General features: G+C 67.2%; 9 protein-coding genes and 1 riboswitch. Of the genes, 4 read left to right on the top strand and 5 right to left on the bottom strand.

What is annotated here, in order from left to right:
• From narH to V7D63_RS03200, 3 genes are read right to left on the bottom strand one after another with little or no spacing between them, the layout of a single operon-like run.
• A complete protein-coding gene (gene narH / locus V7D63_RS03210; RefSeq protein WP_333590810.1) occupies positions 1-1,527 on the bottom strand; it encodes a nitrate reductase subunit beta in 1,527 nt (508 codons plus the stop codon).
• The gene (locus V7D63_RS03205; RefSeq protein ID WP_333590809.1) at positions 1,524-5,252 is read right to left on the bottom strand and encodes a nitrate reductase subunit alpha; all 3,729 of its coding nucleotides are present in this window, start codon (positions 5,250-5,252) and stop codon (positions 1,524-1,526) included. The genes narH and V7D63_RS03205 overlap by 4 nt, the downstream gene beginning before the upstream one ends.
• 2 nt (positions 5,253-5,254) lie before the next feature.
• Positions 5,255-7,945, bottom strand: a complete 2,691-nt coding sequence (locus V7D63_RS03200) for a nitrate/nitrite transporter (RefSeq protein WP_333590808.1) — start codon at positions 7,943-7,945, stop codon at positions 5,255-5,257.
• A gap of 277 nt (positions 7,946-8,222) precedes the next feature.
• On the opposite strand from V7D63_RS03200, the gene ftrB reads away from it, so the two are divergent.
• Positions 8,223-8,990 (top strand): transcriptional activator FtrB, encoded by a 768-nt coding sequence (gene ftrB, locus V7D63_RS03195; protein WP_333590807.1) that lies wholly within the window; start codon positions 8,223-8,225, stop codon positions 8,988-8,990.
• 3 nt (positions 8,991-8,993) lie between these two features.
• Here ftrB and moaA read toward each other — a convergent pair whose 3' ends face one another.
• The gene (gene moaA / locus V7D63_RS03190) at positions 8,994-9,986 is read right to left on the bottom strand and encodes a GTP 3',8-cyclase MoaA (protein WP_333590806.1); all 993 of its coding nucleotides are present in this window, start codon (positions 9,984-9,986) and stop codon (positions 8,994-8,996) included.
• Positions 9,976-10,113: riboswitch (molybdenum cofactor riboswitch) on the bottom strand. Its footprint overlaps the gene before it by 11 nt.
• A 139-nt stretch (positions 10,114-10,252) precedes the next feature.
• Here moaA and modA point away from each other — a divergent pair.
• The 3 genes from modA to modC are packed head-to-tail and all read left to right on the top strand — an operon-like array spanning position 10,253 to position 12,821.
• Positions 10,253-11,077: a molybdate ABC transporter substrate-binding protein gene (gene modA / locus V7D63_RS03185; protein ID WP_333590805.1), complete on the top strand. Its 825-nt coding sequence runs from the start codon at positions 10,253-10,255 to the stop codon at positions 11,075-11,077.
• Positions 11,074-11,763, top strand: a complete 690-nt coding sequence (gene modB / locus V7D63_RS03180; RefSeq protein WP_333590804.1) for a molybdate ABC transporter permease subunit — start codon at positions 11,074-11,076, stop codon at positions 11,761-11,763. Before modA ends, modB begins: the two co-directional genes overlap by 4 nt.
• A complete protein-coding gene (gene modC, locus V7D63_RS03175) occupies positions 11,760-12,821 on the top strand; it encodes a molybdenum ABC transporter ATP-binding protein (protein WP_333590803.1) in 1,062 nt (353 codons plus the stop codon). Before modB ends, modC begins: the two co-directional genes overlap by 4 nt.
• A gap of 9 nt (positions 12,822-12,830) precedes the next feature.
• On the opposite strand, the gene V7D63_RS03170 is transcribed toward modC, so the two are convergent.
• Entirely contained in the window at positions 12,831-14,015 is a 1,185-nt protein-coding gene (locus tag V7D63_RS03170; RefSeq protein ID WP_333590802.1) for an NnrS family protein, read from the bottom strand.
• Between the last annotated feature and the right edge of the window lie 19 nt (positions 14,016-14,034).

The raw sequence follows: 14,034 nt of genomic DNA, 5'->3' as shown, positions 1-14,034 counted from the left end.
TCAGGACACCTTCGCCAGGGGTTTGGCGCGTGAGCGCTTGTCCTTGCCGAACAGGCCCAGTTCGGTGCGGCCGCCCGAGCAGCCATTGCCGAAGGTGAAGCCGCAGTCCGAGCGCAGTTCGTAAGCGTCTTCGGCCATCTCGCGGTGCGTCGTCGGAATGACGAAGCGGTCCTCGAAATTGGCGATGGCCATGATCTGGTACATCTCGTCGATCTGGGCGGCGGTCAGGCCGACGCGCTCGGCGATGTTGTGGTCGATCCGGCCCTCGATGGAGCGCGCGCGCATATAGGCGCGCATCGCCATCATCCGCTCCAGCGCCTGGACCACCGGCTCCTCGACGCCCGCGGTCAGCAGGTTGGCCAGGTATTTGACCGGGATCCGCAGCGAGCGGACGTCGGGCATCTCGCCATCCATCTCCAGCGCGCCGGCGGCCGCCGCGTTCTGGATCGGCGACAGCGGCGGCACGTACCAGACCATCGGCAGGGTCCGGTATTCGGGGTGCAGCGGGAAGGCGACCTTCCACTCCATCGCCATCTTCCAGATCGGACTGCGCCGGGCGCCTTCGATCCAGGCCTCGGGCACGCCGTCGGCGCGGGCCTGGGCGATCACGGCCGGGTCGTTGGGGTCCAAAAAGACGTCGAGCTGGGCCTGGTACAGGTCGCCCTCGTCCGGGGTCGAGGCGGCGGCCTCGATCCGGTCGGCGTCATACAGCAGCACGCCGAGATAGCGGATGCGGCCCACGCAGGTTTCCGAACACACCGTCGGCAGACCCGCCTCGATGCGCGGATAGCAGAAGACGCATTTCTCGGATTTGCCGGATTCCCAGTTGTAATAGATCTTCTTGTACGGGCAGGCCGAGACGCACATGCGCCAGCCGCGGCACTTGTCCTGGTCGATCAGGACGATGCCGTCCTCTTCACGCTTATAGATGGCGCCCGACGGGCAGGCGGCCACGCAGGTCGGGTTCAGGCAGTGCTCGCACAGCCGGGGCAGGTACATCATGAAGGTGTTTTCAAAGGCTCCGTAGATCTCCTTCTGAACGCCCTCGAAATTGTAATCCTGCGACCGCTTGGAGAACTCGCCGCCCAGGATTTCCTCCCAGTTCGGACCCCATTCGATCTTCTCCATCCGCTCGCCGGTGATGGCCGAGCGCGGCCGGGCGGTGGGGAAATGCTTCATCTCCGGCGCGGTCTGGAGATGGGCGTAGTCGAAGGTGAACGGCTCGTAGTAGTCGTCGATCTCCGGCAGGTCGGGGTTGGCGAAGATCTTGGCCAGGATGCGCCATTTGGCGCCCATGCGCGGCTCGATCTGGCCGTTCTTCTTGCGCCGCCAGCCGCCGTTCCAACGCTTCTGGTTCTCCCAGTCCTTGGGATAGCCGACGCCGGGCTTGGTTTCGACGTTGTTGAACCAGGCGTATTCGACGCCTTCGCGGTTGGTCCAGACGTGTTTGCAGGTGACGGAGCAGGTGTGGCACCCGATGCATTTATCGAGGTTCAGCACCATGCCGATCTGAGCACGGACCTTCATTGGGCGGCCTCCTGGGCGTCGAGGGGTTGGTCCAGCCAGTCGACCTTGGTCATCTTGCGCACGACCACGAACTCATCGCGGTTCGAGCCGACCGTGCCGTAGTAGTTGAAGCCGTAGGCGAGCTGGACGTAGCCGCCGATCATGTGCGTCGGCTTCAGCACGATGCGGGTCACCGAGTTGTGGATGCCGCCGCGTTCGCCGGTGATCTGGGACCCCGGCGTGTTCACGATCTTCTCTTGCGCGTGGTACATGAAGGTCGTGCCTTCACGGATGCGCTGAGACACCACCGCCCGCGCCGCGATGGCGCCGTTGGTGTTGAACAGCTCGACCCAGTCGTTGTCGACGATGCCGGCCCGGCGCGCGTCCGTCTCCGATATCCAGATGACCGGCCCGCCGCGGTTCAGCGTCAGCATCATCAGGTTGTCGGAATAGGTCGAGTGGATGCCCCACTTCTGGTGCGGGGTGATGAAGTTCAGCTCGATCTCGGTCTCGCCATTGGGCTTGCGGCCCTTGATGGACAGCGTCTTCAGGTCCAGCGGCGGACGGTAAACGCACAGCGCCTCGCCGAAGGCTCGCATCCACGGGTGGTCCTGATACAGCTCCTGTCGGCCCGACAGGGTCCGCCAGGGTATCCGCTCGTGGACGTTGGTGTAGTTGGCCGCATAGCAGACGTGTTCCGACTCCAGACCGGACCAGATCGGCGACGAGATGATCTTGCGCGGCTGGGCCACGATGTCGGCGAAGCGGATCTTCTCGTCTTCCTTGGGGTGGGCCAGATGGGTGTGGTCCAGCCCCGTGTGCTTGGACAGCGACGCCCAGGACTTGACCGCCACCTCGCCATTGGTTTCCGGCGCCAGCATCAGCACGGTCTCGCAGGCCTGAACGGCGGTCTCCATGCGCGGCAGGCCCTGGGACACGCCCTCGTCCAGCACCGCGCCGTTCAGATCGGCCAGCAGCTTGACCTCATGCTCGGTGTTCCAGGCCAGGCCCTTGCCGCCGTTGCCGATCTTGCTCATCAGCGGCCCGAGCGAGGTGAACTGTTTGTACAGGTTCGGATAGTCGCGCTCGACCACGGTGATCTGCGGCATGGTCTGGTTGGGGACCGGTTCGCACTCGCCCTTCCACCAGTCCTTGACGTCATAGGCCTGGGCCAGTTCGGCCGGGCTGTCGTGCTGGATCGGGGTCAGGACCACGTCCTTCTCGACGCCCAGAACCTCGGTGCAGACCTCCGAGAAGGTCTTGGCCAGGCCGCGGAAGATGTCCCAGTCGCTGCGCGATTCCCACGACGGGTCCACCGCCGCCGTCAGCGGGTGGATGAAGGGGTGCATGTCCGAGGTGTTGAGGTCGTTCTTCTCGTACCAGGTGGCCGTCGGCAGAACGATGTCGGAATAGACCGCCGTGGTGGACATGCGGAAGTCCAGCGTGACCAGCAGGTCCAGCTTGCCCTGCGGCGCCTGGTCGCGACAGGTCACCTCGCTCGGCCGGGCCGCACCGTCCTCGCCCAGGTCCTTGCCCTGAACCCCGTGCGAGGCGCCCAGCAGGTGTTTGAGGAAATACTCGTGGCCCTTGCCCGAGGAGCCGAGCAGGTTGGAGCGCCAGACGAACATGTTGCGCGGCCAGTTGGCCGGATCGTCGGGGTCCATGCAGGACATTTCCAGCGACCGGTTCTTGAGCCGGTCGACCGTGTAGGTTTTGGCGTCGACGCCCGCCGCCGCGGCCTCACGGGCCACCTCCAGCGGATTGGTCTTCAGCGCCGGGGCCGACGGCAGCCAGCCCATGCGCTCGGCCTTGGCGTTGAAGTCGATCATCGAGCCGGACCAGTCGCCGTCCGGCGCCGTCGGCGACAGGATTTCCGACATGGCCACCGTCTCATAACGCCACTGATCGGTGTGGGCGTAGAAGAAGGACGTCGCATTCTGCTGGCGCGGCGGGCGGATCCAGTCGGTGGCGAAGGCCACCGGCGCCCAGCCGGACTGAGGCCGCAGCTTCTCCTGGCCGACATAGTGGCACCAGCCGCCGCCCGACTGGCCGACACAGCCGCACATCACCAGCATGTTGATGACCGCGCGGTAGTTCATGTCCATGTGGAACCAATGGTTCATGGCCGCGCCGATGATCACCATCGAACGCCCATTGGTCTTTTCGGCATTGGTCGCGAAGCCGCGCGCCACGGCGATGATCTGGTCGCGCGGCACCGTGGTGATGGTCTCGGCCCAGGCCGGCGAATAGGGCGCCGGATCATCATAGTCGGTCGGCATGTGGTCGCCGCCGAAGCCTTGATCGACGCCGTAGTTGGCCAGGAACAGGTCATAGGCCGTGGTCACGAAGGCCTCGCCGTCCGCCAGCTTCATGCGCTTGACCGGCACGTTGCGGACCAGGACGTCGGGGTGGTCAGTGACGGCGAAGCCGTTGCCCGCGGTGTTGCCGAAATAGGGGAAGCGCACGCCCTCGACGGAATCGTGCGCGCCCTTCAGGCCCAGGCGCAGCTTGACCTCGGCGCCGTGAGCCTTCTCCTCCAGGTTCCACTCGCCGTTCTCGCCCCAGCGGAAGCCGGCCGAGCCGTTGGGCGCGACCACCTTGCCGGAGATCTCGTCGATGGCGACGGTCTTCCAGTCCGGGTTGTTCTTCTGACCCAGGGCCTTGGGGAAGTCGGCGGCGCGCAGCATCCGGTCAGGCACCAGCGCCCCGTCCTGGGGAACCAGCCGCACCAGCATCGGCAGGTCGGAATACTGGCGCAGATAGTCGCGGAAGTAGGGCACCTCGCGATCGATGTGGAACTCTTTCAGGATGACATGGCCGAACGCCATGCCCAGGGCCGCGTCGGTCCCCTGTTTCACCGCCAGCCAGATGTCCGAGAATTTGGACGCCTCGGAATAGTCGGGACAGATCACCGCCGACTTGGCTCCGCGATAGCGCGCCTCGGTATAGAAGTGGGCGTCGGGCGTGCGCGTCTGGGGCACGTTCGAACCCCACAGCAGCAGGAAGCCCGAGTTGTACCAGTCGGCCGATTCCGACACGTCGGTCTGTTCGCCCCAGGTCTGGGGCGAGGCCGGCGGCAGGTCGCAGTACCAGTCGTAGAACGAGCCGCAGACGCCGCCCATCAGTTGCAGGTACCGGGCGCCGGCCGCGTAGGACAGCATCGACATGGCCGGGATCGGCGAGAAGCCGAACACCCGATCCGGTCCCCAGGTCTTGATCGTGTGGGCGTTGGCCGCCGTGATCAGCTCATTGACCTCGTCCCAGGTCACCCGGACGAAGCCGCCCTTGCCGCGCATCTGGACATAGTCCTGGCGTTTGGCGGCGTCGGCCTGGATCGAGGCCCAGGCGGCCACCGGCGTCATCGTCGCGCGCGCCGCACGCCAGTGTTTGAGCAGGCGCGAGCGGATCAGCGGGTATTTCACCCGATTGGCCGAATACAGATACCAGCTATAGCTGGCGCCCCGGGCGCAGCCGCGCGGCTCGTGGTTGGGCAGTTCGGGCCGCGTGCGCGGATAGTCGGTCTGCTGGGTCTCCCAGGTGACGATGCCGCCCTTGACGTAGATCTTCCACGAACAGGAGCCGGTGCAGTTCACCCCGTGGGTCGAACGCACGATCTTGTCGTGCTGCCAGCGGTTTCGATAGGCGTCCTCCCAGGTGCGGTCGTCATCGTTCATGACGCCATGCTTGTCGGAGAACAGCTCGGTCTTGCGCGTGAAGAAGGCGAGACGGTCGAGGGTGTGGCTCATGTTCAGGCCGCCTTGTTCGAGGTCGGGTTCAGGATGGAGTTCTTGCGGGCGTAGAAGACCCAGTTCACCGCCGCGCAGGTCAGGTAGAAGCCCAGGAAGATGTAGAGCGCCGTGGCCGGGCCGCCGGTCGCCCCCATCGAACTGGCGAAGGCCAGGGGGATGAAGAAGCCGCCGTAGGCGCCGATGGCCGACGAGAAGCCGACGATGGCCGCCGACTCCAGCTCAGAGGACTTCAGCCGCTCCTCCGCCGTGGCAGTCGGCATCAGCCGGGGCATGTCGGCGCGCACCAGGGCCGGGATCATCTGGAAGGTCGAGGCGTTGCCGACACCGGTCCAGAAGAACAGCCACAGGAAGCTGGCGAAGAAGATCGGGAACGACGGCTCGGCCCCCAGGGCGCCGACGCCGTAGAGCACGCTGACGACGCCGGCCATCAGGGCGACGAACACCCACTGGGTGACGTGCTGGCCGCCCAGGCGATCCGAGATCCAGCCGGTCAGGGCGCGCGACGCCGCGCCGACCAAGGGTCCCAGGAAGGCGAAATGCAGGATGTCGATGTGCGGGAACAGCGTCCGGCCCAACAGCGGGAAGGCCGCCGAGAAGCCAATGAACGAGCCGAAGGTGCCGATATAGAGATAGCACATCAGCCAGTTGTGCTTGCGCTTGAACACCACCGCCTGCTCCTTGAACGAGGCGCGGGCCGAGGCGACGTCGTTCATGCCGAACCAGGCGGCGATCGCGGCCAGCACGATCAGCGGCGCCCACATGAAGCCGGCGTTCTGAAGCCAGACCTGATGCTGGACACCCTCGATCACGGCGGTCTGGGGCGCGCCGCCCATGGGACCGAACAGGGCGAAGCCCGCCGCGATCGGCGCCAGAAGCTGAAGCGCGCTGACGCCCAGATTGCCGAAGCCGGCGTTCATGGCCAGGGCGTTGCCCTTCTCCCGTTTCGGGAAGAAGAAGCCGATGTTGGACATCGACGAGGCGAAGGCGCCGCCGCCCAGGCCGCAGGACAGCGCCAACAGCACGAACACCCAATAGGGCGTGTCCAGATCCTGGACCGCCAGGCCCACGCCGACCGCCGGGATCAGCAGCGACAGGGTGGTCAGCACCGTCCACAGCCGCCCGCCGACGATCGGCACCATGAAGCTGTAGAAGATGCGCAAGGTCGCGCCCGACAGAGCCGGCAACGCCGTCAGCCAGAACAACTCGGCCGTCGAGAACTGGAAGCCGACCGTGTTCAGCCGCGTCGCCACCGTCGACCACAGCATCCAGACCGCGAACGCCAGCAGCAGGTTCGGGATCGAGATCGTCAGGTTGCGCAGGGCGATGCGTTTGCCGGTCTTGGCCCAGAACGTCTCGTCCTCGGGCCGCCAGTCGTTCAGCACATGGGCCGATTCCGGTTCGCCCAGTTCGGGGAACGCGGGCAGACGCGCCAGATCCGGCTCGCGCGCCACCTCCATGCGGCGCACCGAGAAATGCATCCAGACCAGCGCCGTGCCGACCAGCACGAACAGCAGCATGAAACAGCTCGTCCACACGCCGGTGAAGTCGGCCAGCACCCCGAACAGGATCGGCAGGATGAAGCCGCCCAGACCGCCGATCATGCCGACTAGGCCGCCGACCGCGCCGACGTGGTTCGGGTAATAGACCGGGATGTGCTTGAACACCGCCGCCTTGCCCAGGCTCATGGCGAAGCCGAGCACGAAGATCAGGGCCACGAAGCCGACCAGGCCGATCTCGGCGTGGAAGGTGATCGGGCCGCGAATGCCCTCGACCACATAGGTCGTCGCCGGATAGGCCAGCAGGAAGGTGCAGATCACGCTGAGGATGAAGGTGATGTACATCACCTTGCGCGCGCCGATCCGATCCGACAGCCAGCCGCCGAAGATGCGGAACAGCGAGCCGGGAATGGAATAGGCGGCGGCCAGCATGCCGGCGGCGGCGATGCCCAGACCGTACACGCCGGTCAGATAGTGCGGCAGCCACAGGGCCAGGGCGACGAAGGCCCCGAAGACGAAGAAGTAATACAGCGAGAAGCGCCAGACCCGGATGTCGCGCAGAGGCGCCAACTGCATCCAGGCCGGTTGGGCCTTCTGACCCGTGCGGCGGCGTTCCACCGTCTGCGGGTCGTCGGAGGTGAACAGGAAGAACAACACCGCCAGGCCCGCCAGGACCACCGCCCAGATCTGCGCCACAGCCTCCCAGCCGAAGGCCAGCATGACGAAGGGCGCCGCGAATTTGGTGACGGCCGAACCGACGTTGCCCGCCCCGAATATGCCCAGGGCCGTGCCCTGACGCTCGACCGAGAAGAATTTCGACACATAGGCCACGCCGACCGCGAAGGCGCCGCCGGCGATGCCGACGCCGAGGGCGGCGGCCAGGAACTGCGGATAGGTCTCGGCATAGGACAACAAGAAGGTCGCCGCCGCCGCCAGCAGCATCACGACCACATTGATGATGCGGCCGCCGAGCTGGTCGGACCAGACGCCCAGGAAGACGCGAATGAGCGATCCCGTCAGGATCGGCGTGCCGACCAGAAGACCGAACTGGGCCTCGTTGAGTCCAAGCTCGGCTTTGATCTGGACCCCGATGATCGAAAAGATGGTCCAGACGGCGAAACAGGCCGTGAAGGCCAGGGTGCTGAGCCACAGCGCCTTGTTCGCGCCCGGCGCTTGAAGTTGTGCATCGACCATGATCAGAACCTGACCTCCGCCCCCATTTGAGCGGCCGATGCAGCTTCTAATCAGGTTACGGCAACCAACATTTGATCAAGGTCAATTGATAATTGTTCTCAATGAAAGACATAAAAGTATTGATGTGAATCTATACGTAACTTACCTAAACTCATAGCTGCTCATGATCAACAACTAGCCATCAGTTGATTAAAATCAAGCGCGCCATATCCATCATGCGGCCAGTTGATATTCGTCAATCGTGGTGCGATTGTGGGCGCACGCCCCGGAGACTCCCATGACGATGCGCCCATCCGATCTCGACCGCGTGAAGGCGCTGCCCCTGTTCCAGGGCACCTCCGCGGAGACGTTTCGTGATGTCACCGCCGGGGCTTTTCTTCAACGTTTCCCGGCGGGTACGACTCTGCTGCTGGAAGGGGACACCGTCGATTTCCTCTATGTGCTGCTGGACGGAATTGTCGAGCTTCAGGGGTCCTGGAAGGAAAAGGACACCACCCTGACCGTGCTGCGGCCGGTTTCGACCTTCATCCTGGCCGCCGTGGTGCTGGACGCTGATTCCCTGATGTCGGCGCGCACGCTGGAACGCTCCGAGATCCTGATGCTGTCGGGCCAGGCCCTGCGGCGCACCATGCGCCAGGACGCCGACTTCGGCTTCGCCGTCGCCCGGGAGCTGTCGGGTTGCTATCGCGGCCTGGTTCGCGCGGTGAAGAATCACAAGCTGCGCGGCGGCACCGAACGCCTGGCCAACTATCTGATCACCCAGCGGGTCCGCCAGGGCCTGAAGGACACCATCACCCTGCCGCACGAGAAGCGGATCCTGGCCTCGCTGTTGGGCATGACGCCGGAGAACCTGTCTCGCGCCTTCGCCAGCCTGTCGGCCCAGGGCGTGGTGGTTCACGGTCCCGAGGTCACCTTGACGCGGCCCGAGGCGCTGGAGCGGCTGGCGCGTCCGACGCCGTTGATCGACAACCACATGCCGCCCCAGTCGCGCGTTCTCGGCAAGGGCGAGGTCGAGAGCTGGTCCGAAGCGACCGGCTACGCCTGACCGTCAGCCGCCGAGCTGGGCCAGGTTGGACAGGTCGCCGGGATTGCTCTGGGCCAGCAGATGCCCCGCCCGCTTGCCCGACATGGCGCCGACGATGCGTTCGCCCAGCGCCTGACGATCCGCGTCGTCGGCCAGGAGGTCGCGCAGGTCGACCCCGCCCTCGCCGAACAGGCACAGCCTCAGCTTGCCGCGCGCCGTGACCCGCAGGCGGTTGCAACTGTCGCAGAAACCCGGCGCATAGGGCGCGATCAGGCCCAGGGCGCCCGCATGGTCGGGATGCCGGTATTCCTGGGCCGGGCCGCCGTCGGCGGGTCTGGCGATCGGCGTCCAGCCGCGCGCCTCCAGCCAGGTCCGCAGGGCGGCGCCGCCGACGTGATGCGCGGCGAAGAAATCGGCGTTGTCGGCCGTCCGCATCAGCTCGATGAACCGCACCGACACCGGCCGATCCCGAACGAAGGCGGCCCAGGCGTCAAAGCCGCTCTCGGCCGTTTCACGCAGCAGGACGGCGTTGACCTTCACCGCCTGGAGGTCCAGCGCCAGGGCGCGGTCCAGCCCGGCCAACACCTCGTCCAGCCGGTCATGGCCGGTGATGCGGTGAAACGCTTCCGCCTCCAGGGCGTCCAGGCTGACGTTCAGGTGAGTCAGGCCGGCCGATCGCCACGCCTCGATCCCGCGCGCCAGATTCCAGCCGTTGGTGGTGACCGCGACCTTTTCGACGCCCGGCGTGGCGGCCGTGCGCGCCACGATGTCCGTAAAGTCCTTGCGCACCGTCGGCTCGCCGCCGGTCAGGCGCACCTTGGTCAGACCCAGGTCCGAGAAGGCGGCGGCCAGCCGACCGATCTCGTCGGGCGTCAGAAACGAGAGAGGGCCGCTCCGCTTCCAACCGTCGGGCAGACAATAGGTGCAGCGGAAATTGCACACCTCCGTCACCGACAGGCGCAAATAACGGAATCGACGGCCGAAGCCGTCGGTCAGGCGACCGGCGTCGAACGCCATGGAAGCTCCTTTCCAAACACGGGAGGCGACGGAGTTTCCTCCGGCGCCCTCGGCCCTTGACGGGACCCGGCCCGCCGACCCTGGCGCGAAGCGCTTTAGGTCGTCAGGCTCGGAGCGAGATGGACGCTGAATACGTGAACCCTAGACGCGGAGCTTTGACTCCAAGCTCATCGACACTTGACCATGATCAATCGTCAAGACGCCAAATGAGGTCAGACATCACTCGGCGCCGTGATACGGCGACGCCGCCGCTGGGAGAGATCGCCATGTCCGTCTCATCAAGACCGTCCGTCTGGTCGCGTCGATCGCTGTTGGCCTTCACGGGCGCCGCCCTGGCGGCCGCGTCCTGTTCGCGCGGCCCCAGCGCGCCGGAACGTCCGCTCACCCTCTTCGCGGCCGCCAGTCTGAAAGAGGCCCTCGACGCCGTCATCGCGGCCCATGCCGGCGCCGGAAAGGGCCAGGCCCGCGCCGTGTACGCGGGAAGCTCGCAACTGGCCCGGCAGATCGAACAGGGCGCGCCGGCGGATCTTTTCATCTCCGCCGATCTGGAATGGATGGACCGGCTGCAGGAACGGAACCTGATCGACGCCGCCGCCCGGCGGAATATCGCGGGCAACCGTCTGGTCCTGATCGCCCCGGCCCAGGGCGACGTCGCGCCGCTGGACCTGACGCCGGGACCGGGCCTGATCGGTCGCGTCCTGGCGCGCCTGGGCGACGGCGGCCGGTTGGCGACGACCCAGCCGGACGTTCCGGCGGGCCGCTACGGCCGCGAGGCGCTGACCGCGCTGGGTCTCTGGCCGAACCTGGAGCCGCGCCTGGCCCCAGCCGAGAACGTGCGCGCGGCCCTGGCCCTGGTGGCGCGCGGCGAGGCGCCGCTGGGCGTCGTTTACGCCACCGACGCCCGCGCCGAACCCCAGGTCGCCGTCGTCGCCGAATTCGCCGCCGCCCTGCACAGCCCGATCGTCTATCCCGCCGCGCCTGTCGTCGGGCCAAACGCCCAGGTCAAGGCGGCCAAGGCGTTCCTGGATCTCTTGTCGGGCGACCAGGGCCAGGCGATCCTGCGTCAGCACGGATTTGCCCCGCCTCCATGACGCTGACCGCCGCCGAGATCGAGATCATCGCCCTGTCGCTGAAGGTGGCGGTGACGGCGGTGGCGTTCAGCCTGCCGCTGGGCGTCGGCGCGGCCTGGCTGTTGGCGCGACGACGGTTTCCGGGACGGGCCTTGCTGTCGGGACTGATCCATCTGCCTCTGGTCTTGCCGCCTGTGGTGACCGGCTATGTCCTGTTGGCGCTGTTCGGGCGCAATGGTCCGGTCGGAGCCTGGCTGGAGCCGCTGGGCGTGGTCTTCGCCTTTGACTGGACCGGCGCGGCCCTGGCCGCCGGGGTCATGGGCTTTCCGCTGATGGTGCGTTCGGTCCACCTGGCGTTCGACATGGCCGACCCCGGACTGGAGCGGGCGGCGGCGACCCTGGGCGCCTCGCCCCTGGTGCGGTTCCTCACCATCACCCTGCCCCTGGCCCTGCCCGGCGTGATCGCGGGCGCCGTCCTGGCCTTCGCCAAGGCCCTGGGCGAATTCGGCGCGACCATCACCTTCGTCTCCAGCATTCCCGGCGAAACCCGGACCCTGCCGCTGGCCATCTACGGCCTGACCCAGGTTCCGGGCGGCGAGGCGGCGGCGCTTCGGCTGGTGTTGATCTCGACCGCCGTGTCGATTTCGGCCCTGGTCGCCTCCGAGGTCCTGGCGCGCAGGGCCTCCGCCCGAAGGGGGCGTCCATGATCGAGGTCCAGGCCGAACTGACGCGCGGCGATTTTCGTTTCCAAGCCGACTTCGTCGCCCAGAGCGGGGTCAGCGTGCTGTTCGGCCGTTCCGGTTCGGGCAAGACCACGGCCGCCGATCTGATCGCCGGATTGCTGCGCCCGACCAAGGGGCGGATCGTGCTGAACGGCGAGGTGGTGTGCGATACCCAGGCCCGACTGGACCTGCCCCCCTGGCGTCGCCGGATCGGCTATGTCTTTCAGGACGCCCGCCTGTTTCCGCATCTGAACGTGCGCGACAACCTGCTGTACGGCGCCCGGCGGCGCGGGGTTCAATCGCCGCCGATCGACGAGGTGGTCGGACTGCTGGGCCTGGAGGGTCGGCTGATGCAGCGGCCGGACGCCCTGTCCGGCGGCGAGGCCCGACGGGTCGCCATCGGCCGCGCCCTGTTGGGCGACCCCGGCGTCCTGATTCTGGATGAGCCGCTGTCGGGGCTGGACGGCGCGCGACGGGCCGAAATTCTGCCCTATCTGGATCGGTTGGCGCGGTCGGGACCGCCGATCCTCTACATCACCCACGCCGTCGACGAGGCCGCGCGCCTGGCCGACGAAGTGTTGCTGGCCGTCGAGGGGCGGGTCTTCAACGCCGGTCGCCCGGAACTGGCCTTCGCCCGGCCCGAGGCGGCCCAGGCGGCGGGCCTGGGTGCGCCGATCTCGGTGGTCGAAGGACGCGCCATGGCGGACGGCGCGGGATCGGTCGCCGCCGTCGACCTGGGCGGCGCGCTGTTTCACACGCCCCGGCTGGACGTCGCGGCCGGGGATCGGGTTCGGATCGTGATCGATGCGCGAGACGTCGCCCTGGCCTTGCAGCCTCCAGCCGACGCCAGTTTCCAGAACCGTCTGGCCGTGCGCGTCGAGGCGGTCGAACCCTGGGCCGACGGACAACTGGTCCGTCTGCGCGGCGAAGGCTTCGGCCTGACGTCCCTGGTCACGGCCCAGGCGGTGCAGGCGCTGGGCCTGACGCCGGGCCGCCCGGTCGTCGCCCTGGTCAAGGCGACAGCGACGGCGCGCTACGCCTAGGCCTTTGCTCTAGGCGCGCGGACGCGGCAGGGCCAGCATGGGACCGTACACCACGGCGAAGGTCAGGAAGGCCAGACACCACAGCCCCGCCGAAACGATCAACAACGGCTGATAGTGCGCCGGCCACAGCCCGCCGACGACGCGCGTCAGGGCCGCCGCATTGATCAGGATGTAGATCAGCGATCCGGTCCAGCCCGCCTCCAGCGGACGGCCGGTGTGGCCGCGTCCGGCCCGCGTCATAACCGCCAGGGTCATCACACCGACGGCGCCCGCCGTCAGGGCGTGGATTCCCGCCGACGCCGCGATCAGGTTCGGCCATAGCACCGAGGCGCCGACCAGGCCCAGTCCGACCGCCAGCCACAGATAACCAAGGTGCAGGATCAGAACCAGCGGCTCGGCCGTCGTCGCCTCGCCCCGCCAACGCGCCAGGCGGATCAGGTTCAAGGCCCCCGCCGCCGTCATGGCCCAGCCGACCACGGCTTGCTCCGGCGCCGCCGTCCAACCGGCCAGGGCCAGGCCGGTCACCGCCAGGGTCAGGGCGTCGAACCGTCCCGTGGTGGCGGGCAGCGGTCCCTGACGCTTCAATTGCCAGTTGCGGGTGAAGCTGGGCGTGATCCGCCCGCCGATCAGGGCGATCAGCATGGTGATCAGGGCCAGGGCCGCGCGCGTGGCGATCGGCGCGACGCCGCCCGTCAGATGCGCCTCGACATGAAAGCCGACGTTGGACAGGGCCAGCAGGCTGACCATCACGGCGACCGGCAGGTTGCGCCAGTTCCGACCCGCCAGGATCTCGCGCCAGATCAGTCCCGCCATGGCCAGCAGGAACAGGCTGTCGACCACGGCGGGCCAGACCGCCCCCGCCAGGTCCGGGCTGAACGCCGTCGCCAGCATCGCCGCCCGTCCCGCCAGCCACAGCCCGACCATCGCCATCAGGGGCGGCCCGACCACCGGCATCCGGCCGGTCCAGTTCGGCACGGCGGTCATCAGGAAACCGACGATGACGCCGCCAGCATAGCCGAACAGCATCTCATGGACGTGCCAGGTCAGACCCACCGGGCCGCCCGCCGTAAAGGCGTGGACCCACAGAGGAACCGCGACGGCGGCCCAGATCGCCGAGAACAGGAAGAACGGCCTGAGACCGATGCTGAACAGAGCGGGTCCCTGATAGGCCCGCATCGCGGCGGCGGTGTTCATGTCAGGCGTCCATTGATGG

Source organism: Brevundimonas sp. (assembly GCF_036732845.1).
Lineage (GTDB): Bacteria > Pseudomonadota > Alphaproteobacteria > Caulobacterales > Caulobacteraceae > Brevundimonas.
This window is presented reverse-complemented; position numbering and strand designations above follow the sequence as displayed.